This window comes from Enterococcus sp. AZ078, assembly GCF_051714985.1.
Taxonomy (GTDB): domain Bacteria; phylum Bacillota; class Bacilli; order Lactobacillales; family Enterococcaceae; genus Enterococcus_B; species Enterococcus_B hirae.
This window is the reverse complement of the sequence record NZ_JBIOSW010000001.1, coordinates 629,488-652,999: the sequence shown is the minus strand read 5'-3', so window position 1 is coordinate 652,999 and position 23,512 is coordinate 629,488. Positions and strand designations below refer to the sequence as shown.

Below are 23,512 nucleotides of genomic sequence, written 5' to 3'. Positions count from 1 at the left end.
GCCTTAGCATTTTATGATTGCATCAGACATTTACGAAAAACTAAAAAACTGCATATATCTATCAGCAAACTTATTTGCCCGAACAATATGTGGATCCTAATTCTCAAGAATTGTGTTATTACAATTCCAGCTGTCAGCGCTTTAAACAAGACTACAATATCCACATGAATGAGGAAGATTTTACGGAAACAAATAAAATTATATTTCCAACTCCTTTAAATGTTGCGAAATTATTAAAGATTCTTACCGATGAAACGACCGTTCTGCAAGTCCGAGTGACGAAACTTAGAGATTCACAACAACTACTGGAGTACGCTGAATCCTACAAAAATGGAACTTCTACCAAATTGAGTTGGTCTCAAAAAACCATTGATTTTATCTAGATCGATTTTCTCACTCAATCTTTTTTACAGTTATTTTTTCAATATGCGATTGAATATTCATCAGTGAAACATGACCTGTTTGTCCTTCTTGTGCATTAGCCATACCAGTAGCCATACAAAACTTCAAAAGTTCTATTTCATCCATTTCTTGTGATAGGCCGTAGGCAAATCCAGCGACTGTAGCATCTCCTGAACCAACTGGGTTGACTGCTTTTATCGTAGGGAGCGTAACTCGATAAAAACAATCTTTATGTTTTGCGAGAGCTCCAGCTTTTCCTAGAGAAACAATGATCCATTCAATACCTGCGAAGATAGGTTGAATCAATTCTTCCTGGACTTCTTCTAATCGATCAATCGAAAATGAATGTCTCAGTAGTGTCGATAATTCCTCAAGGTTTGGTTTGATTAAAAATGGCTTCTGTTTGCCAGCTAAAACCTGATGCAAGCTTTCCCCAGAGGTGTCGACAAGAACCTTTGCAGACTGCTCTTCTGTCAATTGGACCAACGTTTGGTAAAAATTTGATGGCAATCCTTTTGCAAGACTACCTGAGATTGTGACAATCTTTGCTTTTTTTATTAGCTCCTTGAAGTTTTCTAGGAAATTCTGCTGTTCTTCATAGGAAACTGTTGGTCCCGCTTCCAAAATCTCAGTTTGATTTCCTTCATGCAAAATAGCGATTGAATCTCGGCTTTCTTCTTTGATCTCTGTAAATTTCTGCTTAATACCGGCATGCTTTAATTCATCTGCAATAAACGCCCCATGAAACCCACCGAGAACTCCTGTAGCGAGTACATCCCCCTTTAGATCATGGATTACTCGGGTTACATTAAGTCCTTTTCCACCTGCTGTTTTACTAACTTGATCTGTTCGATTGACAGTATCCACATTCAAGGAAGCAAGCGGATAGGAAATATCAATTGACGGGTTCATCGTTACAGTTACTATCACGAGCTCTCCTCCTAGTTCACAGCTGCTTCTTTTTCAACTTGGACTTTGTCATACCAAGAACTGGCTGTTTGTGCCAAAACGTTGTTCAAGCTTTCGATATTTTCACGACCTTCACTTTTCAGCCAGGCACGAGCAGATTCCTCACCAGATTTGATAAACGGCTTCACACCATTTTTCCAAGTAGCTCTACCACAAAGCACACCATTAAAGGTCGAACCTGAATCTTTAGCAAAAAACAATGTTTGTTGGAATAGCTTCGTAGAAACACCGGCACTCAAGAAAATAAAAGGCAAATCTGTCGCTTGACTTTGTTCCAAGAAGTACTTTGCCGCCTCCTCTTTGGTATACGCTACTTCATCTGTACTGAAACCCTCTACAAAATTCATATTGACAGGAACTTCTACCTTTAAAACATCTACTTTGTACTGTGGTTTCGAAAATTCCTTCATCATGCTATTGACTTTATGCGGTTTTACTTTGGCATATTCAAGTGAATGAACATCTGAAATTTGGGTATCATATGATAGCAATTCTAAATAGAATGGCAAATCTTCTTCGGCACACTCGCTACCTAAACGTTCTACGAAGACATGCTTCTGATGATTGATTTCCGGATCTTCATCTACGTCATAATAAAGTAGAAACTTAATCGAATCGGCTCCTTGCTCTTTTAATCGTAAAACTGACCAATCTGCTAATAAATCAGGCAAGCGTCCCGGTGTTGTTACATCATAGCCGGTTTTTTCATAGGCCAACAACAAACCAGCATCTTCATGTCGTGCACTTGCAGCAGGAAGACCATATTCTGGGTCCAATAAAATAGAAGATGCATAAGGGGTTAATTCACTAGAAACTAACTCCTTGAAACGCTCAATCTGTTCATCATTTAATTCTACATTTAAGGCTTTGATCATTTTTTTTAATGCTCCGCGTTGATCAATCGCTAAGGCACTGATAATACCATCTTTTGTCGATAAACGATCCATTGCTGCTTTTTTTCCTCTGGTTAATGTAATCATGGTTCTTCCTCCCAGTTTATTTTTACTTATATTTGTGAATCGTTACACCTTTTACAACTCGGTTAACTGTTCCTGTTGGTGACGGTGTATCTGGTTTATTATTCACTTTAATCGATGATAACAAAGCGACTATTTGGGCAACCATGATATAGCTTAGTGCTAAATAGCCATCTGGCAGTAATTCGGCCTCAGTTGTAAACTCGAATTTATCGCCAGTGAAATTCCGTTGCCCTGGTTGAGTAATGGCGAACACTCCGGAAGCGATTTCATCTCCACGCACTTCTTCTAAGACATCCAAGTCGTAATCACGCGTATAAGGATTATTATTAACAAAACCGAACATGATTGTTTTTTGATTAATAAACGACTTTGGACCATGGCGAAAGCCCATTGATGAATCAAAGATGGTAGCAATTTTACCGGCTGTCAATTCCAGAATCTTCAATTGCGCTTCCCTTGTTAATCCAGCTAGACTTCCTGAACCAACATAAACAATGCGTTCAAAATCAAGCTGAACGATTTTTTCAATTTCATTTACTCGGGTAATTACTTCATTTCCTAAATTACTTAAAACCTTCAGGTATTGTTGTTTTTTCACTAATACTGTTTGATCGAATGTCAACAAAGCTCCTAAAGTCATGCAGGAAAAGCTACCAGTCATAGCAAAGCCACTATCATTCGAACGTGCTGGCATCAAGAATAAAAAACTATTGGAATCGGATTGACTAATTTGAGCTAGTTTTCCTTCTACAGCACACGTAATTGATAAATGATAGATCGTATCAACCACCTGATTTGCAATTTCAACTGCTGCCAAGCTTTCAGGACTGTTTCCACTCCTCGCAAATGATACAAGTAAAGTTGGTTCTTCTTTAATTAAATACTCTTCAGGTTCTGCGACAATATCAGTCGTTCCAATACTTTCAAAGCTAAATGCTTGGCGATCACCGTTCTTGCGCAAATAAGGAACTAATGTGTCTCCTACATATTGAGATGTTCCTGCACCAGTGAAGATTACACGTGTTCGCTGACCATTTGCCTTTTCTTTAACTATTGCAAGAAAATTATCTAATTCCTTTTGAACTGTTTGATAGTGATCAAGGGTTTCTTCCCAAAGTTCCGGCTGTTGGCGTATTTCGCGAGTCGTGATCTCAGCACCCAGCTGATCCAGTTTTTCTTTTCCTACTGTAAACATGTTTCGATTCTCCTAACTATTTCGAATATGGCGGATCTGATAATGAAATTGATCCGCACGGGCGACACTTAAAGTAAATTCGATAATTTCATTTTTCATATTATAGGTTTGACGTGCTAAATGAAGGACAGGTGCTCCTTCTGAGATTATCAGCTGTTTCGCATCTTCCTTTGAGGCAACACTTGCATATAGCTCTTCATCTGCCAATCGAACGGTCTGATTAAAATCCTCGGAAAAAAGATCATATAGAGGTTTGCTTCTTAAAAGCTGATCATTTAATGATAAGAAAAATTTGACTGGCAAATAGGTATCTTCGATCATAAGCGGTTCCCGATCAGCTATCCGCAATCGACTTAATTTGAAGACTACTTCTCCTAATGAAAGATTCAATTGTTTTGCAATAAATTTGTCCGCTTCAATTTTTTCAAAAGCTAAGATCCGCGTCTCAGCAGTTCTACCTAAACTTTTCATTTGTTCAGTAAAGCTATAGGTTCCTGCTAAATCTGCTACGTTCTTTTTGATATCGGATACAAATGTTCCTTTTCCATGTCTCCGATAAATATAACCTGTATTTTCCAACTCTTTCAAAGCTAATCGAACCGTTGTCCGACTAACTCCGTATTGAGCAGTTAATTCTCGTTCAGAGGGTAATTTATCATGGGGTATCATGTTACTTTCCATCTGATTTTTAAGTAAATCTACCAACTGATGATACAAAGCTTTGTTTTTAAAAGAATTTCCCATAGGTTTCTCCTTCTTTTAAACTGGTTATAACCACAAACTAATGGTAAGATGGTTTTTTTATTTTTGTCAACAAACAATCTGGAAAAAATTCTACAACCGTCTTAAATCGTTGATTTAGCAATGATTATTTTATTGAAATAATAAAACTATCCATTTTTAAGAAATTGTTCCTAGCGAAAATAACAGTCATAAGTGCTGAAATCTGATACCAGTTGAAAAAAATAGGAAATAAAAACCTACTAATCTTAGTATGTTTATTTGCTTAAAAAAGTTTTACCGTGACGAATCAAGATTCGCCGTTTGAAATGATAAAAATTTCGTTTAAATACTTTGATAGGCTTGTTTAAACATCCTAGTGGTCCATTTGAGTAATTGTAGCAGAAGGCATTTCGGATCTGTGTCAGAAACTTTCTAAATGTTCGCAAAGTTGTCGTATAGGTTTCGATTTCTCTGGTTAAATAGCCCCCAAATAGTGAATGATGTCTTTTCTATACCGTTTAAATCATAAAAAAATATTGGCGAATTTCGCCAATATCAAAAAATGTAGAGCCTAAAAAAGCTTCTGCTTTCGTATAGGTAGTACAACTCTCCATCCAATCTATATATTCTTCCTATCTGTATTTAATCTAGAAAAAAAGAATCAATCCCTTATTCGTTGGGATTGATTCTCTATCCGTCTCTTTTTTAACTTCTGTAGGCAATTTTTGTTTTATACTCTGAATCTTTCAGCTAACCTCAGCTCTCATCAAAGAGCTCCCTTATTCACTTTTTCTGACTAACTAAATTTGTTACAACTGATTCTCTGTATAATTCATTTCGATAAAACTGGCATTATGGTAATTGGCATCTAATTTTCTCTGACATAAGTCAAAAAACTGGCGGTTATGGGTGGAAAAGATGATCTGTGTTCCTAGCTTAAATGCAAGGATTCTTAATAGATCAATAAAGGATAATTCATTAAGACTATCTAAATGTTGGATTGGATCATCCATGAAAATCGTATTCACTTTGTCTGTATTCTCTAGAGCGGTTCCTAGAAAAATACTTAAAGACAATATATTTACTTGGGCAGAACTTAGATATAAAATCGGGGCATCCTCTTCATCCTCTGTTCGTTTGCACATAATATCCAATCCTAATTTATCGGGATTTGCTTCATTGATTTTAAAACTAATCTTACGAAAATCAGGGTGAGGTTCGATCATTTGAAAAATCTGATTGACGGTATCTAAGTTAAATGTACTTTTGATTTGCTTTTTGATCTCGGTTAATTTACTGTCTTTTAATTCTTTTAGTTCTTGTACTTTGCTACTTAAGTGGTCATAGATTTTTTTTACTTTTGCTTGTTCGCTTCTTTTCTCTTCGATACCTGTTTCAGAGATAAAATCACTGGTAAGCCCAGATAGTTGACCCAACAGTTGATTTTTTTCATTTAATTTGTAAATAGCTGTAGTCAACTTTTGCTTATTTTTTTCCAATTCTTCTGGTGCAATGATTACTTGGTCAAACAGTTGATAAGATATCTTTTCGATATATTTCCTCCGTACAACGAGCTGCCGAATCTGCTCTGCTTGGATTCGTTGTTCTTCTACTAATTCTGTTTTACTTTTCCCATTTACTTGTTCTAGTCGTTGTTCTTTTTCAGCAATAAGCTTGGTTTCTTGTTCATTGATTTTTTCTAACTCGCGTTTACATTGCCTTTTAAAATCAGAGATAGCAGAAATACCAAGCGCTTCATAAAACGCCTGTTCTTGCTGATAATATTGATACTGTTCGTTTCCTTTTAAATCATTTAAGCTTTTTTTCGCTTGTTGATAATGTAATTCGATCGTTTTGAGCGTATGAGTATTCTTGACATTCAGCTGTTCATTTTGATTGATTTTTTCTTTGATATTTTGGTACTCATTCGTTAATTTTACCAATTCCTCCTGTAGTGACTTTACTCTTTTCTGGGTTTCTTCAGCAATTTTTTCACAGTCAATCCCATATTTTTGGCTGTATTCATTTAACTTGTACCAGTGTTTCTCATTGGTTAAATACGCTTCTTCTTGTTGTTTTAATTTTAAGGTTACTTGTAACAGATTTTGGTCAAGTTGGTTGATTTCAGTTTCCTTAATCGTTATTTGTATCTGAATCTGTTGTTTTACTCCAGAAACTACATCAGTTAACCGCCTAGTTGATTCATCGATCATTCCTTCTAAGTGGCTGATTTCCTTCGTCAGTTGCTCAATCGGTAAAAGATCTGCCGTACTAGCTTCAATTTTTTGGATGATATGTTGAAATTCTTGATGATCATGGAGACATAATGGACAGACAGACGAAGACGTATCCGTTACGATAGAATAACCTAATTTTTTCAACTGTTCTAACTGACTGCCCAGAACTTCTAAAGAGGAGCGTTCCTTCTTCTTTTGTGCTAAATCAACTTCCAATTTTTTTCTTTCTTGCCAAATGTCATCAAGTTGGCTTATCTGTTCCAACAAAAATGAATAATCAGGTTCTTTTGAATAGTCTTTTTGGCTTAACTGATGATCGTCTAAGTTTAGTAATGAAAACAATTTTGTCAACGTTAGCTTTATCTTACCTAACTTGGCTTCCAACTCTATTTTTTTCTTTTTCTGTTGTTTGATTTCATGATCAAGTAATTGTCTTTTCGCTTTAACATCGGAATAACTGTTTAATTCTTTGATTTCTGTTAATTGATTCGTCCGCAACGCTCGTTTATTTTGACACTCACTTAATGTTACTTCTTGCTCTTGATGCTCCTTTTGTAAAGTAATCAATGCTTGTTCACATTTTTTTCGTTGATTGATCCATTCATTGATTTCTCTATTACTGTTTTGTTCAGCCATTTCTTGTGCCTGAAAATCTGCTTCATGATTGATAAGAAAGTTACAACGCTTGAGATGGTTGCTCAAGTCTATTTTTTCGTCAAACAGTGCTTTCTTTTTTTCTTCGATTGTCTCAATTTCTGTCAAATGGGCTAACTTTTCGTTGACATCAGCAATCTGCTTTTCAGACCATTCGATCTGCTGCGGTATTTGTCGATACTCTTGGGTCATTGTGATTAAATTTTCTAGCTGTTGTCGCTCCTCTTCAAACTGGTTCAATTTTATTTGATTATTGCTTTTTAATTTGTTCGATTCGATATACAATTCTTGTAAACCTAATTGATTCTTTAACAATGGATCTTTTTTACTATTCTTTCCGTTTAACTTGGCATAATTTTCTTTTAGCTGGTTGATTGTTTGCCATATTTTTGCATTACTTTCGAGTTTCTCAATCTCTTTTGTTAGCTGATTCATTTTAGTTTCTTGTTGTCCTAATGCTTTATTCATTTCATTGACGAATAAGACTAGATTTTTATAATCCTCAGATACATTTTCTTTGTCCCAAAAATTACTTAAAGCATCATATCTTCCTTCGGCACTCTGTGATCGCAAAAAAGCATCGATTTGATTGTGTGTCAATAAATTTTTTTGTCGTAAAATCTTTAATTCTTTCGCTGTTAAATCAACCGTTTTTTTGATCTCATTCCCTTCAACGTAATCCGTCGTTTGCTTTCCATTTAACTTTTTCGTTGTTAATGCATAAAAACTGCCATCATCAAATGCTAGTTCCACACTGCCCACTTCGGCTGAGGAATATTTGTTCTTTAAAATATACTTTCGCTCTTGGGAAGCGATATCACGGACATTTTTATTTTCATTCAGTCGACTGATTTCGCCAGTCAAGCTCCATTCGATGGCATCAAAAAAAGAGGTTTTTCCGGTTCCATTTGGCGCATACAAAACAATCAAATTTGATATTTCATTAAAAACAGGATTCACACAATCAAAATATTTTTGCCTTTCAAATGCTCGAAACGAATCAATTTTTATCCCTTTCAATTTAAGACTCATCGGTTCCTTCCTTTACGTTAAGATTTGACAGCTCATGTTTTATATACTCTTGTATTCGTGCTTTTTTCTCTTTTTTAGCCATCGTTTTTAATTCTGCTAACAAATGGATGATTTTCTCATCATTTTGCCGCTCATCCTTAGCCAGTTTCTTTACTGGTTTTGTCTGTTCCAGATTCAATAATAATCTTTCTTGAATTTTATTTTTTTGTGCTTCTTTTTGTGCTTCTTTTTGTGCTTCTTTTTGTGCTTCTTTTTGCGCATCATTAGTAGCAAATTCTCGAAAATTATCCACGATCACCTTTCTGGTTGCATACTTGTCTTGTTCAATACTGGCTTTGATTGGCTTCGCTACTTTGGCTTTGACAAAAAGAAAAAAATAAATATTCCATCGTTCAATCTTCCTTTTTAATTGACTTTGAAAACTGTAGGCAATCTGATCGTTGATTTCTTCATAGTTGGCTAATAACTCATCTTGATTATCAAATACATAACAAAAAAAATGGAGTCGATACTTTTTGTTTGCTTGTTGGTACGTGTAACAGGTCAATCCCGTCGTTTTTTCTATTATTTCATACGTAGTGATTTCTTTTAATATCTCTACCATTGTTATCTACCTCCATTAGTTTGCAATTTCTTCAAACAAACGAGTTAACTCCTCTGGAAACCTCTGAGAAAACTCAACGGCTGTTAACCCTTTTGTGTCGTGTAAAATCTGATCAATTTCATTTTCGATATAATCGATATGAACAATAGGAAATAATTTTTTTTCATTGGGATTATCAATCGTTAACCGATCAGAAACTTCTGGATGATCGATGTTCACGACGATTCCCTCAATTTGTTCTCGCTTGGCAATACTCCCACCCCGAAATTTTCTCCTTTGATTAGTTACAAACAAAACATCTTGTTTATCTAGCTTGTCATAAAGTGTACTTCTAAATAAACTCCCAATGAAACGGTCAAGTGTTAGATGATTTGTAAATAATACATGGATACCAGCTCTTTCCTTTTCCTGAGTGAGTAATTTGAAACAATCATCGATCTCAAAAGCAATATTTGTTTGTAATAACTTGTAAAGCAAGATCTCCAGCCAAGCGATCCACAAGAATTTATTGGTATAATCCTCATTTTTCTGAGAAGGAAGAAACAGGTAATCACTTAACCGATTATGGATCAATTTAGGCGTTATGTCGGAAAAACATTCACGATAACATTTTTCAATCAGAAAAATCAGCTTATTTTCTTGTCCACCTACTTCTCGTAATTCATTTATGATAGATGCCAAATATTCACTAAAATCATTCAAGCAACGAGGTACCAGCATGATATCAAACTCTTCTAAAAAGAAAGCAACAATATGTGCGATATGAATCCCTTCAACAATTCCTTGTTGCCCCGCTGACTGAAGTTTCGTAATAATCCCAGTCAAATAACACTTCCCTTCTCTTTCGACGTACACTCCTGATCCTGAGCAACCTCGTATGTTCTCATACTCCGTGTTGTTAGACGATCCTATTTCATTGTCCAGTACCAATTTAAAAATATCTGGCTTACTGATTTGAGTTGCCTTTCCTCGATAAGGAGTTCCACCGTCTTCTTTCATACACTCTGGATAACCATAAAATACGATTTCTTGCTTATTTTCTGGTTCCATTATAAGCAGTTCAGGATAACCTTTTTTTACCTTCACTTTGATAATCGATAAATCTAGACTATCTGAGCATCTTGGTGGTTCTAAGATTTCTAGTTCAGATTGGGTATAATCAAATAGTTTGAAGTCATTAATTGTTTCCCCAACCACACAATGTTTGGCGGTGATCACATAACCCGTTTCACAATCCTGCTGATACAACAAACCTGAACCATAAGTACTGGTTCCTCTAATATTCACTGATAACTCTTCAAAATCATTCATATGTCAATCGTTAGTACCCTCTCATTCATTTTTTTCTTGATCAATTGAATCCCGTATTTTTTTATTTCTTCATTTGTAAATAACCCCTCACTCGCATCGGAATAATTAAAATAAAAATTCGTTGGTCGTTTTTTTGTGTAGTTGTGGTAAACAATCCTTGATAAGGCTTCTTTGTGCGGAAAACCATGACGATTCCCCTTATTTGAACTAATCAAATAATTTTCACACTCAATCTGTTTTAATAAATCGTCACTAGTATTCGCTTTACTCCCATGATGAGCCACTTTTACCAAGTCAAAATGCAGCTCTTTTTCCCCATATAGTTCTTTTAACTTCGCAGTGACAGTACTTGGATGAGCATCTGCTAACATCAACAGTCGTTTGCCTTCATACTCCAATATAAAGCTAATACTGCTCCCATTTGCGACAGCGCGATCTTCTTGGAAAGCTCTTTTGATCAGTTCTTCTACGCTTCCCTGATGATTGACATTTCGACCGCTGATCAGTTGATCCCTGGTTTCTTTTTGAATTGCCTTTTCCCAATCTGTATATAATTTCCTTAGACTTGCTTCATCAGGTGTCAAAATCGTCATTTTTGCTCCATTGAGTAATTTGGGCTGACAAGAATTGTCAATAACTGTCATCTTTTCAATCTTCAAATCCTCCAAATACCGATCGAAAGACTCCCCTTGTTTAAAACTAATCTCTGCCTTTTCTTGAACGATCTCCAGTTGATCATCATAAACAACCTTTGTATCAAACTTTTGCGATAACAGCTTTCTAGAATTAAAAAACACTCGTTTAATACATGACTTGTCAAAACTCGACTGAGAAAACAAACTCAAAAATCCCCGAATATGATCGGCATCAATATGTGTCAAAATCAGTAAGTCAATGCACTCGCCTTTCTGGCTAATTGTTGCAATTTCCTCTTTCAACTGCCTAACAACTTGTTGTCCTTGACCTCCATCGACAAACAGATTCGTCCGTTGATCTTCTTCTCCATACTGAACGATCAAACAATCGCCATCATAAGCAGGTAAAGCTTTCACTGTAATCATTTCTCTTTCATTGCAGTCCTGTCCTTGCAATCTCCTCCTTCTTCTGCTTTCTTTTCGCTGATCTTGTTATTCTTTACTAATCAAAATCACACACAATAAACTTCTATTCATTTGTTATTGGCGCTAGAATTTAACTGACAAGAAGAGCTTTCAGTCCATTAGTTAATTGCGCGAAATACGCTCTCTTCTTTCTTATCTTACTCCCCATAACATTGTTATTGTAAATAAATTTTGATTTTTAAACGCCAATCATTCTCATAACCAGAAATAATTGCTTGATTCATAACTCTCCAAATAATTGAGAAGGCGACCAAAAAATATCGCAAGCAAAAAAAGCCAGCAAGACCATTTTAAGGCTTGCTGACTTCAATTCTTGATTGTTAAAATTTAGCACTATACAAACAAATGAAGCTCAAATGATCACTCAATTCCCAAAAAATACTGACTCTCACTGGTTCTTGAGTTCAATTACCATTGCTTTAATTCTATCTCTTGTTTTTCTAAAAGCTGATGCTATTTCTGCTTCGGTTCCAACTGCTTGTGCGGGATCTGTTAAATCCCAATGAATGTGCTGAACACCTACAGGAATCGTCGGACATTTATCTTTTGCATCTCCACAAAGCGTAATAATCAAGTCTGCTTGTGTAAAATAATCCTGATCGATCAAATCAGACGTTTGGTTTGAAATATCAATTCCATCCTCAGCCATAACCTGAACCGCTCGTGGATTCAGTCCATGAGTTTCAATGCCTGCGCTTTTAATTTCCACATCCAAGGCAGATAATAATCGACGTGCATATCCTTCCGCCATTTGGCTACGACAAGAATTTCCCGTACATAAAAAATAAATTTTTTTCATTCTTATTTCTCCTCCTGGATATGAGCATTCAATATAGCTCGGTCATTATTTTATTCTCTAACTAAAAGCAAGCATACAGGAATTTTTGTAGGAAAGCATCAAAAAAGAGTGAAATGATTGAAAAGTTACGTCATCAATTATCAGTTTGGTATGTTTTGGCCATCAGTTCTGATCTTCTTTTTACCTGACAATTAATAAATGCCATTATCCATGGATCGCCTAAAATGGAAGAAAATTCATCATATTCGATGTCATGAATCGCTTCCTAAAAGGATTTTTTACTAACGAATGCTAAATGAACGCTTTATTTTAAACGGCAGTTTGACGAACCTTATTCTATTGAAAGAAGCTAGAATAACCGTAGCTATTAGCACCCCACCCATAATTTCACTACATTTGGTTTTATACTAAAAAAATGAAATAAATTGATTGATTGAACACATTGAAACCTAAACTTGTTCCTTTAAACTTAAATTGTAAGCGAAGATCGTTTACATAAATTATATTAAAGGGAGGAATACCATGAAAAAAAAATTACCATTAGTCAGCCTATTGTTTGGTTTCATTGCTTTAGTGTTTTTCTTACCACTAACCAAAACACATGCTGATGTCACTGTAACAAACGATTGTACAGATCCGTCACATTCATTTACAGCTTCCATTAACGCAGATAATGGAAAAGATGTCTCGTCAGACTACTACAAAGTAACAGTTGGACAAACAGAATCTTGGCGCAGAAATGATCCTAGAGGCCATATTTTAGCCATTGTTTATTTAGAACAACTTAGGACCTACTATACTCCAACTAACGCCGCCTACTCTTTTAAAGATGGAAAACTTTATTCCCAAGGTAGTACAACAGAAATCACTCCGTTAAAAGTTGAAACAAATTCGCTTGTTACGCGAAGCATGAACGTTAACATGATTAATCTTTCCACAAGTCTTACAACAGTATCGTTAAGTAAATGGAAAAGTGGCGGATCGACAGACTACTTTACGCTAAACCACCTTGATAGTGAAACTTGGAGCAGAAATGATGATCCAAGAGGCTTTTTAGTTTCAGTCCTATATAATAGCGGATTCTCAAAAGAATACATATATTATTTACCTAGCATACAATACCTAGGCTACAAAAATTTTCTGACAATCAGAAAAGATGCTATCTATGATTGGGATGAAACACAGAAATTAAAAGTAGTTAATGTGATTGACTACTAAGCATGAAGAACCATTAAAGCGATCAAATAATAACTAATGATGAGCCTAGGGAGAAAAGATGCCCTAGGCTTTTTCATTAAGTACAAAAATAAATAACCAGCGTTTTTGAAGTTAATCTTCACACAATAGAAATACCGTCGTATAAAGTATAAAAAACGTTTATAAAGGCTATCCGCTTATTCACTCATCTTACAGTACTTTTTCCAACCTCTTGCTAAATTTCAGCCAGCTCCTCCGATATTCAAGAACTGATCGATATCCCAAAGAAAATTCCACTATACTTGACTCTAAAATAAAAAAAATGAATAAAATAGTAAATTAGAATCATTGAAAAATAGTCTGCATCCTTTAGACTTAAATTGTAAGCGAAAACGTTTACGACTATATTATATTAACAGGAGGAATATCATGAAAAAAAAATCATCACTGGTCAGTTTATTAATAGGAATGGTCGCTTTAGCCATCTTTTTAATCCCGACCAAAGCAGCACATGCTGACATCACTGTAACAAACGATTGTACGGACTTTTCAAGTATTCAGGTTTCAGTTAGTGCAAATTCTACAGGAAAGGGTAACACCGACTACTTCAATATCACACCTGGTCAATCAGACTCTTGGAGTAGACTTTCTCGTAGTGGATTTATCTTGGCGATTGTCCATAACGGAATGCTTAGAACCTATTATACGCCAACAAGTGCTTCTTACTCTTATAAAGATGGTAGCCTTTATCAACGAAACAGCTCAACTGAAATCACACCACTGAAAAAAGTAGTCTACTCTGATACAAAAGGAACTAAAATTGTAAATATGGTCAATCTCTCTGATGGAACTGTTCAGGTTGCATTAAGCAAATGGAAAACTGGTGGATATGCAGATTACTTTGAACTTGCTCGTCCAGCTGTAGAGAGCTGGAGCAGAAACAATGATCCAAGAGGCTTTTTAGTTTCAATGAAAGCCAAAAGTGAAATGAATGAATACATATATTATTTACCTAGCATTGAATATATCGGTGGAAATTATTTAACTATTAAAAACCAAGCAATCCTTGATTGGGATGAAAGAACTCCATTAAAACTTGTAAATGTTATTAAATATTAATTTATAAGCAAATAAACCAAAAGAGAGTACTGATTTAAGTACTCTCTTTTTTATTTCTAAATCATTTGTGAATATTCACTGAAACGATCCTTTTCGATGGTTCAAAATAGTTAGACAGCCAATTAATTGACCCACTCAATTTAAATTTCCTCAATCATACTACACAGATCACTCAGAAAAATAAACCTTATTAGTAAACAAAGCTCATCAATAAAAACAAAGATCAATTTATCTATGGATCGATCCATGAAACGTTAACCAGTGAATAAACTCATCTTCTTGGACGGTATTTTCTGCCACAATATTCCACTGCTCTTTTCCGCATTGTTCACATTTGTGCATGATTTGATAACCCTTTTTAGAGTTATATCTATACGAGACTGGCCTCATGAGTCCTTTACATAAACTCTTTCTGTCCCCCGGAACATAATCAACATGTAACGAATATAAACAATACGGGCAATGATTACGGTATGACCCATTTGTTAACTTTTGTATTTTTTTGTTGCAATTCACACAAATAAACCCACTATTTTCTTCTACACACATTTACTTTCCTCCAATAATAATAAAATTATTTTTGGAGAAAAGGGTTCCGTTCGTTCTTATCTGCAGGCTTCTTTGAATAGTGACAAATTCACCGCTATCGCGATTACTTCTGCTTCCAACTTCATAGATACTAATCTAATCCGAACCTCTCATAGGTTTTCATTTTTGTCCTATGCACTGTGTTGCAGACTTACTCCACAACCCAGCAGTAAGTGTATATCAAAGTCACTGCCATTGGCGTCGTCCCCTAGAAAGCAATGGGTGTATGCATATGAAAGACCATATTTCCCTCCTTGCTATTTTTTTATATTCCATCATTCACATATTATATTATACCTATTTAGTTGTAATTCTGTAAATATTCGCCAATTTCCAATGAAGTCTCTTCACCGAAAAGGATACAAATTTTGAAAAAGATTCAGTACCTGAATTTTTTTAATGTGTAGCATTTTGTTAACCATAAAAATCAAATCGACTAAATTACTTAAGACAATCAGCTTCTCTTTTCAGGGATATCTCCTCTAGCTATCGCCTTTATAAAAAAACATTAAAATAATCGATATAAGTAAACATTTCAATATATATCGGTAAAAAAATCTCTCTTTACTCTTTTAGATTAAACAATACAAAGTTTATTGAAATTGCATTTAAAAGTAAAAAATTTAAGAAATAACTAGTGTGTTAAACTATCTTTAGTAAGCGCTTGCTATATTTTTTTAAGGAGAAAGAGTATGAGAAAAAAATTATCCTTGGTTAGTATTTACGTAGGGATTATCACTTTCCTTTTACTTTTAATACCGACCAAAACACACGCAGATATAACCATCAAAAATGATAGCACTAACTCTACACATAAAGTGGAATTTTCAATTAATGAATACGACGGAGAGGGTTCTAGTATTTGGTATGAAATAAAGAAAGGCAATGTAGAGCACTGGAAAAGGAGTGACTCAAGAGGTTATTGGTTAGCTATTAGGGATGAAAATAAACTTGAAATGTATTATGCATTTACCAATGCTAACTACATTTATCGGAATGGTGATCTTTATTTTGATCATCCATCATATGATAATTATAAGATGCCTAGTTTGAAAACTGAAAACCACTTTACAACTGGAAAAAAATACGAGTTAACAATAAAGAATTTGACAAGTAATTCGTTTAAGGCATCAATAAGTAGATGGGCTGATAATAGGGATGCAGACTACTTTACCCTTTCATCTGGTGATTCTGAAAATTGGAATAGAGAACTTGATACAAGAGGACACTTAATTGCAGTAAAATATAGTACTTTACCCAGTGTATATGTCTATTATTTACCAAGTGTAGAAGACATTTTTTCAGGTATAATCGATATACAAAGCACATCCTCTGTTGATTACGCTCCTAAAGTTTGGAATACCCATACGAGTAGAGAGGAAGAATTGACACTTGTAAATGTAATTCCTCCTTCAGATAAGCTTGATTCTACGTACCCTACATTAACTAATTTTAATTAGATTATCTATTTATCTTGAAAAGAAAAGCAAGCGAGTCCATTCTTTAATAACTTCTAGGACTGATAGCATTTGCTATCAGTTCTGGTTTTCAAAACACACAAAACAAAAAAGCCAGAAACACCTTTAAATAGGCATTCCTAGCTTAATCAGTTCATTTACCCCACAGACCCTTCCATTGACTCTTTTGGAAATCAGAGGAAAAGAATAGGTTTTATAGAGATATCTCATCTAACAAATTACTATAGACCGATAGTGTATATCAGCAGATACTATCATCGATAACGTATCCAATAGCGTATCCAAAATAGCAGGTAGAGAAGTTATTTGAGGGTTCAAGTTATTCTGTTTCAGCCATGAAGTTAAGTTCATTAAAGATAATTGAAGATAGTTGGTATTTCAACGATTTTTGACTAGAGATAATCACTTTATTGATGATAATTCATCTTGATTGGTCTTCTAATCGTATTCAAAAACGTATTCAAGTTGCGTGGCGTGCTTTTGATAGATATTTATGGAGAATACTTAGATACTAAATCCTGTTATTAAATTTTTTACGTTTATTCTTTCTAAATATTTATCATAATTTTTCTCCGCAATGATCTTTAAAAAATTACTGTTAGCTGCATCAAGCATCTGTTCAAACCTTTTTGGAATTTATAAGATTTTAAAACTCCGGAACGGTAACCCTTTTTTTGACAAAAATACAAGAAGGTATTGTATGACTATTTTGGAGTAGCTTATCCAATCCCATACTCTATAAAAAATCATATTTCCGTTTCACCCATCAACTTCAATATCTTCTCTTTATTCAATTGATACTTTTCTATAATATCTGGATGAATACTGAGAATATTTTCTGAGTTAATAGCCCTGTGTGGCAATCCTGAAAAAGCTATATAACATTTTTCCTTTGACCAAGTTTCTTCATTATCACCAATAAAATCTATAATTCTCGGATAATATTTATTCCCAATTTTTGTATTGACATTTCTTAGATAAGTATATATTAAAAAATCTTTGTATCTAGTGTGGTTTGCATAAGTATTTTTAACATAATAATTTCTGAGACTCTTCAGAAAAATAGTAGTATAAATCATCTCATATATTTTCCGAGTAATAGTTATGTTATAACCATACATAATTCCAATAGAGCGTATCAGCTGCATTTCTATAGTAGAGTATCCTCTAATATGTCGTGTAGCTTTTACATAAACTATTGTCTTTTGATACTTTTGAGCTATCGTCTTAATTTGCTTAAACTGACCTAATTTGTATCCTAAAAACTCAAGTGAAAAAAAATTGTAGGTATTCGCTCGAATTCTGAAAGTTTTATCCTCCATATCGATCAACATATTAAATATCTCATGATCAATTTTATCAAATGGAACCATATTAATAGAAAGCATAAATACACTAATAAGTTCATTTATATTTTTTATTTTGAACTTTTCAGAAGTGATTTTTACGATTCCAGTTATAAATAATAAAATAGAGATACATTGAAAGAAAATTTTTACATTCTCAAAAGGATAGTAACTTATCGAGGACACATAATAACTTAGTTTAAAACTAGTTAGTAAAATAGACAGAATAACATAGATAACCCCATATTGAAAAATGATTAAAAATAGGTAATCTAGCAACTTATACCTTACTTTAGTTATTATTTTCATTTTAAAATCATCTTGAGTTAAGATTTCTAAAAACAGAAAACTACTAACTATCAAAAATAATACTGTAGTGCCTATATCGAATATTTTCAAAAATCCCATTCCAAAAGTTGTAAGATATAGGATAATGATTTTTTGGTTTTCTTTAAAAGAAGAATAATTGAAGATAGTTATACATGCAAATATATACAGAAAGAAATAATTATTTCCAAACAAATCAGCCATTCTTCACCTCATAAATTTATAAAAAATATCATATCACAATAGAGTATACTCTATTGTTACATACCTTATTTCTTATTATATCAGTATTTCTCTGTGACACATACGGGTGTAACATAAATAATTTAATTCAGTTAACTACAAGTAGTCATTGAAGCAAGTCTTCATAAGACACCTGTAGAATATCCCTAATAGCTCTCAATTGATCTAACTTAATGTGTTGCCGACCGCCTTTAATCTTAACAAGTGTTTCCTTAGTTATAGCGATTTTCCTGAGCTGTAGGTCTCTAACCAGCTCGGTTTGACCAATTCCTTTTTCTACTCGGATTCGTCTAATATTGCTACCAATTACTTTTTCTCTTTCAAGAATAACCCACCTTTTGGACTACAATTAGTCCTTTTCCTTATTAATCTTAAAGATTTGGTATGCTACAACGCGACTATTATTAGACCATATTCAATTCTAAGGAGAAATTTTTTGAAGAAATTTTCTAACATATGCCTTACTCATGGAAACTATAAGTGGTTGTACCAGTTCTGGTACAAGCTCTATAAGTACTGACACTAATATAACAAAATTAGAAAAGAATTATTCGATACATTTTTTTCGCTTCCAGATGGAACTGAACAAAACATATTCTATATGAATGATTCTATCAAAAAGATAGCGAGATTAGTAGATAAAATATAGAGAAAGTAAAATAACAAAAAAAGAGACAGAATGAGCTTCACTCTGACCCAAATTGGATTTTACACAACTTATCAGTCCTTATTGACAAAGAGCCCTTAAAAATACAAATAAAAAATGCTCGAAACGCTTTAATATCAACGTTTCGAGCAATGAAATAGTTATTATCCAACAGACCCTTCCATCTCATAACTGATCAAACGGTTGAGTTCGACTGCGTATTCCATTGGGAGTTCTTTGGTGAATGGTTCGACGAAGCCCATGACGATCATTTCGGTGGCTTCGGATTCGGTTAGGCCTCGGCTCATAAGATAATAGAGTTGTTCTTCTGAGATTTTTGAGACTTTGGCTTCGTGTTCCAAAGAGACTTGGCTGTTGTGGATCTCGTTGAATGGGATCGTATCGGATTTTGAGTATTCGTCCATGATGATCGTGTCGCATTCAATGTGAGAGATGGAACCAGCGCTGTTTTTAGCGAAGGTTACTTGTCCTCGATAATTGACTTCGCCACCGTCTTTTGAGATCGATTTGGAGACGATGGAGCTTGAAGTGTTTGGTGCGTTATGGATCATTTTCGCCCCAGTATCTTGGATTTGGTTTGCGCCAGCAAATGCGATGGAAAGCATTGTGCCACGCGCACCTTTGCCGTCTAGGTAAACACTTGGATATTTCATCGTTGTTTTAGCTCCTAGGTTGCCGTCGATCCATTCGACTGTGGCTCCTTCGTAAGCTTTGGCTCTTTTGGTGACTAAATTATAGACATTGTCTGACCAGTTTTGGATCGTGGTATAGCGACAATAGGCGTCTTTTCGGGTGAAGATTTCAACGATCGCTGCATGAAGACTGTTACTTGAATACGTTGGTGCTGTACAGCCTTCGACATAATGGATGCTGGCTCCTTCGTCAACGATGATCAATGTTCGTTCAAATTGTCCGGTATTTTCGGCATTGATCCTAAAGTACGTTTGTAATGGAACGTCGACTTTTACTCCTTTAGGTACATAAATAAATGTACCTCCTGACCAAACAGCTGAATTTAAAGCAGCAAGTTTGTTGTCAGTGGGTGGGACTAATTTGGAAAAGTATTCTTTGAATAACTCAGGATATTCTTTCAATGCAGAATCAGTATCGGTGAAGACGATCCCTAATTTTTCAAATTCATCTTTCATGTTGTGGTAAACGACTTCTGATTCATATTGAGCAGAAGCACCTGCGAGGTATGCTCGTTCTGCTTCAGGAATCCCGATTTTTTCAAAGGTTTCTTTGATTTTATCAGGTACATCTTCCCAATCTCGGGCGGGTTTATCACTTGGTTTTTGGTAATATTTTATGGCATTGAAGTCGATGTCTGACAGGTCTGGTCCCCACTTTTGCATGGGCATTTTATTGAATGTTTCCAAGGATTTCAAACGAAATTCTAACATCCATTCAGGTTCACCTTTGATTCGAGACATTTCTCGAACGACTTCTTCTGTTAAGCCTTCTCCTGTACTGAAAACTGGTTCCACATCATCGTGAAAACCAAATTTATATTCTTCTAATTCTGGTACACCCATGTTCTCACTCCTCTTCCTGATGCACATGATGGAAGGTTGCAGTGCCGTTTTCTTCCATTGCTTTTTCTAAGGCTTTCCAGCCTAATGTGGCACATTTGATTCTTGCGGGAAATTTGGCTACGCCACTGAGCATTGCTGCATCGCCTAATTGGTCGATGGCTTTGACTTCTTTTCCTTGGACTAATTGCGAGAAATCAGTGATCAATTGTTGTGCTTCTTCAACAGATTTTCCCATGACAGCATCGGTCATCATGGATGCGCTGGCTGTACTAATGGAACAACCGTTACCGTTGAATGCGATATTCTTGATGATTCCTTCTTTGACTTCGACTTGTAATTCGATGACATCGCCACAGGTCGGATTATTCAATTCGATTCGACTGGTTGATTCAGTCAATGTACCTCGATGATGAGGATGCGAAGAATGATCAAGTATGACCTGGCGATAGAGATTATCTAGTTTAGAGAGTGCCATGTTGGAAAAACTCCTTCGTTGCAAGAATTGCTTCGACTAAACGATCTGCATCTTGTTTCGTATTATAAAAATAAAAGCTTGCTCGTGCGGTCGCTGAGACTTCTAAATAGTTCAATAAAGGTTGGGCACAATGATGACCTGCACGAACAGCGACACCTTCCATATCTAAAGCAGTGGCTACATCATGAGGATGCAAGCCATCTAGATTAAAGGCGATGACCCCTGTACGAGTAGCGGGATCTTGTGGACCATAAATGGTCAACCCATCGATTTGTTGTAGTTTAGGTAAGACATAGGCAATTAATTCTTTTTCATGATCATGGATATTGTCCAACCCAACATTTTCGAGATAATCAATTGCTTGACCTAGTGCGATGGCTCCAGCGATATTAGGTGTGCCGGCTTCGAATTTCCATGGAAGTTCTTTCCAAGTACTATCGTACAAGTCGACAAAGTCGATCATTTCGCCACCAAATTCGACTGGTTCCATTTGTTCTAACCATTTTCGTTTGCCATATAAGACTCCGATCCCAGTCGGTCCACACATTTTGTGTCCGCTAAACGCAAAGAAATCACAGTCTAATTCTTGGACGTTGATTGGCATATGAGGAGCGGATTGTGCGCCATCTACAACTAGTACCCCACCTTGCTCATGGACAAGTTTTCCTAGTTCTTTGACGGGATTGATCACACCTAAGACATTTGAAACATGAGCAATCGATACGATTTTTGTTTTGTTAGTGATCAATTGTTTTGCTTGTACCATGTCTAAAAATCCGTCGGTAGTCAAGTCAATATATTTTAATGTTGCTCCTGTCTTTTTGGCTAATTGTTGCCAAGGAATGACATTGGAATGGTGTTCCATGTAAGAAAGTAAGATTTCATCCCCTGCTTGCAGAAACTGTTCACCAAAGCTGCGAGCGACCCAGTTCAAACTCGTGGTGGTGCCACGAGTAAATAGGACTTCAGCAGTTTCAGCTGCATGGATAAACTTTCTGACCTTTTCCCGAGCGCCTTCGTAGGCAAATGTTGCTCGTTCGGCTAAGGTATGGACTCCTCGATGCACATTGGCATTATCTTGTTCGTAGTATTTTTTTATTGCTTCAATTACTGCTGTTGGCTTTTGCGTAGTGGCTGCATTGTCTAAATAAACGAGCGGTTCATCATTGACTTCTTGAAATAATATTGGAAAATCTTCGCGAATGGTTTCTTTCAGAATCATACATTCAACTTCCCTTCAATAACCTCCACTAACTCTTTTCGGACTGCTTCTACTGGAATTGCTGTTAACACAGAGCCAAGGAATCCTCGAATAACCAATCGTTCTGCTTCTTCTTTATGAAGACCACGGCTCATCAAATAATACATTTCTTCAGGATCGACCCGACCAACACTGGCAGCATGTCCTGCAGTGACTTCATTCTCATCAATAAGTAAGATCGGATTGGCATCTCCTCTTGCTTTATCTGAAAGCATCAATACTCGACTTTCTTGTTGGGCATCGGCTCCTTTTGCGCCTTTTAAGATATGTCCGATCCCGTTGAAAGTCAACGTCCCTTTTTCTCGGATCACACCATGTTGTAAGATATGTCCGATCGTATGAGGCGCTTTGTTCGTGACACGCGTATCAATTCCTTGGATTTGTTTTCCTGAGCTAATGGCAACGATTTTCACTTCTGCATGGGCGCCTTCGCCAACTAAATCAGAATCAAAATCAGCAATCACGTGTCCATCATTCATCACGCCGATTGCCCAATCTACAGAAGCATCACGTAAAATATGACCTCGGCGGTTGATATAAGAAGTAATATTTTCTCCTAATTGATCGACAGCTGAATATTTGATTTTTGCTCCAGCTTTAGCGATTACTTCGACAATGATATTACCAGAAGCTTTTTGGATTTTCTCTTTAGTCGTTTGGAATCGTTCCAAGTAAGAGAACTCACTATGTTCCTCTGCGACGATCAAGACATGTTTAAAGAAATGCTGTGCTAACTTGCCATCTTGGATGAATAAGCTTTCAATTGGCTCATTGATGACAACATTTTTAGGAACATATAAAAACAACCCGCTGTTCATGAAAGCAGCATGTAAAGCGGTCAATTGATCTTCATCCATTTTCACTGCTTTTTCCATATAGTATGGTTTGATTAAATCTGGATGCTCTTGGAGCGCTGTGAAGATATCTGTAAAGATTACGCCTTTTTCCATGAGTTCCACTGGTAATTGTTCAAAGATCGTATTTGTTCCTTCCTGCACCAACACAGGGTTATCTTTCATTACGTCAAACCCAGCTACATTTCCTGTCTCACTAAAGTGGTCTGTGAACTCATGGATATCGAATAATGGCCAGCGATGAAATTTTACACGATCGATCTGAGGAAGTGGTAATTGATTGGCTTTTTCTAACGCTGCTTGACGTAATTGGGTCATCCATTCAGGTTCCCCTTTGCTTAAAGAAAAATTGGTAACTGCGTCAAGTTGGTCGAGCCAGTTCGTTTCTTTCATTT

Annotated in this window: 19 protein-coding genes and 2 pseudogenes; 4 read left to right on the top strand and 17 right to left on the bottom strand. The window is 35.6% G+C overall.

The window, feature by feature from the left end; translation table 11 throughout:
* Positions 1-74: 74 nt before the first annotated feature.
* The gene (locus IGJ18_RS03220; protein WP_438842884.1) at positions 75-383 is read left to right on the top strand and encodes a hypothetical protein; all 309 of its coding nucleotides are present in this window, start codon (positions 75-77) and stop codon (positions 381-383) included.
* 10 nt (positions 384-393) lie between these two features.
* On the opposite strand, the gene IGJ18_RS03215 is transcribed toward IGJ18_RS03220, so the two are convergent.
* The 10 genes and pseudogenes from IGJ18_RS03215 to arsC form a co-directional block, all read right to left on the bottom strand.
* Positions 394-1,332: a hexose kinase gene (locus tag IGJ18_RS03215; RefSeq protein ID WP_096708403.1), complete on the bottom strand. Its 939-nt coding sequence runs from the start codon at positions 1,330-1,332 to the stop codon at positions 394-396.
* 11 nt (positions 1,333-1,343) lie between these two features.
* A complete protein-coding gene (lacD, locus tag IGJ18_RS03210; protein ID WP_010719961.1) occupies positions 1,344-2,351 on the bottom strand; it encodes a tagatose-bisphosphate aldolase in 1,008 nt (335 codons plus the stop codon).
* Between the two features lie 22 nt (positions 2,352-2,373).
* Positions 2,374-3,546 carry an SIS domain-containing protein gene (gene agaS, locus IGJ18_RS03205; RefSeq protein WP_063626617.1) on the bottom strand — a complete coding sequence of 391 codons (1,173 nt, stop codon included), beginning with the start codon at positions 3,544-3,546 and terminating at the stop codon, positions 2,374-2,376.
* A gap of 12 nt (positions 3,547-3,558) precedes the next feature.
* Positions 3,559-4,290, bottom strand: a complete 732-nt coding sequence (locus IGJ18_RS03200; RefSeq protein ID WP_010719963.1) for a GntR family transcriptional regulator — start codon at positions 4,288-4,290, stop codon at positions 3,559-3,561.
* A gap of 254 nt (positions 4,291-4,544) precedes the next feature.
* Positions 4,545-4,778 (bottom strand): annotated as a pseudogene (locus tag IGJ18_RS03195) (transposase); the annotation flags it as partial.
* 300 nt (positions 4,779-5,078) lie between these two features.
* Positions 5,079-8,192, bottom strand: a complete 3,114-nt coding sequence (locus IGJ18_RS03190) for an AAA family ATPase (protein WP_438842883.1) — start codon at positions 8,190-8,192, stop codon at positions 5,079-5,081.
* Positions 8,182-8,796 carry an ABC-three component system middle component 1 gene (locus IGJ18_RS03185; protein ID WP_161637717.1) on the bottom strand — a complete coding sequence of 205 codons (615 nt, stop codon included), beginning with the start codon at positions 8,794-8,796 and terminating at the stop codon, positions 8,182-8,184. The genes IGJ18_RS03190 and IGJ18_RS03185 overlap by 11 nt, the downstream gene beginning before the upstream one ends.
* 15 nt (positions 8,797-8,811) lie before the next feature.
* Positions 8,812-10,083, bottom strand: coding sequence for an ABC-three component system protein (locus IGJ18_RS03180; RefSeq protein WP_438842882.1), 1,272 nt, complete (start codon positions 10,081-10,083; stop codon positions 8,812-8,814).
* Between the two features lie 20 nt (positions 10,084-10,103).
* Positions 10,104-11,168, bottom strand: a complete 1,065-nt coding sequence (locus tag IGJ18_RS03175) for a ComEC/Rec2 family competence protein (protein WP_438842881.1) — start codon at positions 11,166-11,168, stop codon at positions 10,104-10,106.
* 448 nt (positions 11,169-11,616) lie between these two features.
* Complete coding sequence (arsC, locus tag IGJ18_RS03170) at positions 11,617-12,027, bottom strand: arsenate reductase (thioredoxin) (protein ID WP_178306160.1); 411 nt, start codon at positions 12,025-12,027, stop codon at positions 11,617-11,619.
* Between the two features lie 522 nt (positions 12,028-12,549).
* Between arsC and IGJ18_RS03165 the strand changes: the two genes are divergently transcribed.
* Together IGJ18_RS03165 and IGJ18_RS03160 are read left to right on the top strand one after the other, a co-directional pair.
* Positions 12,550-13,245 carry a hypothetical protein gene (locus IGJ18_RS03165; protein WP_081127762.1) on the top strand — a complete coding sequence of 232 codons (696 nt, stop codon included), beginning with the start codon at positions 12,550-12,552 and terminating at the stop codon, positions 13,243-13,245.
* A gap of 408 nt (positions 13,246-13,653) precedes the next feature.
* Positions 13,654-14,343 (top strand): hypothetical protein, encoded by a 690-nt coding sequence (locus IGJ18_RS03160; protein WP_228011830.1) that lies wholly within the window; start codon positions 13,654-13,656, stop codon positions 14,341-14,343.
* Between the two features lie 342 nt (positions 14,344-14,685).
* Here the strand turns inward: IGJ18_RS03160 and IGJ18_RS03155 are convergent.
* Positions 14,686-14,892: pseudogene (locus IGJ18_RS03155) on the bottom strand (RNHCP domain-containing protein); the annotation flags it as partial.
* Positions 14,893-15,623: 731 nt separating this feature from the next.
* Between IGJ18_RS03155 and IGJ18_RS03150 the strand changes: the two are divergent.
* A complete protein-coding gene (locus tag IGJ18_RS03150) occupies positions 15,624-16,391 on the top strand; it encodes a hypothetical protein (protein ID WP_438842880.1) in 768 nt (255 codons plus the stop codon).
* A gap of 764 nt (positions 16,392-17,155) precedes the next feature.
* Here the strand turns inward: IGJ18_RS03150 and IGJ18_RS03145 are convergent.
* From IGJ18_RS03145 to sufD, 6 genes are all read right to left on the bottom strand, one after another.
* Positions 17,156-18,286, bottom strand: coding sequence for a hypothetical protein (locus IGJ18_RS03145; RefSeq protein WP_438842879.1), 1,131 nt, complete (start codon positions 18,284-18,286; stop codon positions 17,156-17,158).
* Between the two features lie 145 nt (positions 18,287-18,431).
* Complete coding sequence (locus IGJ18_RS03140) at positions 18,432-18,653, bottom strand: helix-turn-helix domain-containing protein (protein ID WP_081001059.1); 222 nt, start codon at positions 18,651-18,653, stop codon at positions 18,432-18,434.
* Positions 18,654-19,135: 482 nt separating this feature from the next.
* A complete protein-coding gene (sufB, locus tag IGJ18_RS03135; RefSeq protein ID WP_010719974.1) occupies positions 19,136-20,527 on the bottom strand; it encodes a Fe-S cluster assembly protein SufB in 1,392 nt (463 codons plus the stop codon).
* Between the two features lie 4 nt (positions 20,528-20,531).
* Positions 20,532-21,002 (bottom strand): Fe-S cluster assembly sulfur transfer protein SufU, encoded by a 471-nt coding sequence (gene sufU, locus IGJ18_RS03130; protein ID WP_096709544.1) that lies wholly within the window; start codon positions 21,000-21,002, stop codon positions 20,532-20,534.
* Positions 20,989-22,224, bottom strand: a complete 1,236-nt coding sequence (locus IGJ18_RS03125) for a cysteine desulfurase (RefSeq protein ID WP_438842878.1) — start codon at positions 22,222-22,224, stop codon at positions 20,989-20,991. The genes sufU and IGJ18_RS03125 overlap by 14 nt, the downstream gene beginning before the upstream one ends.
* On the bottom strand, positions 22,221-23,510 hold the full coding sequence (gene sufD, locus IGJ18_RS03120; protein WP_096708417.1) for a Fe-S cluster assembly protein SufD: 1,290 nt from the start codon (positions 23,508-23,510) through the stop codon (positions 22,221-22,223). Before sufD ends, IGJ18_RS03125 begins: the two co-directional genes overlap by 4 nt.
* Between the last annotated feature and the right edge of the window lie 2 nt (positions 23,511-23,512).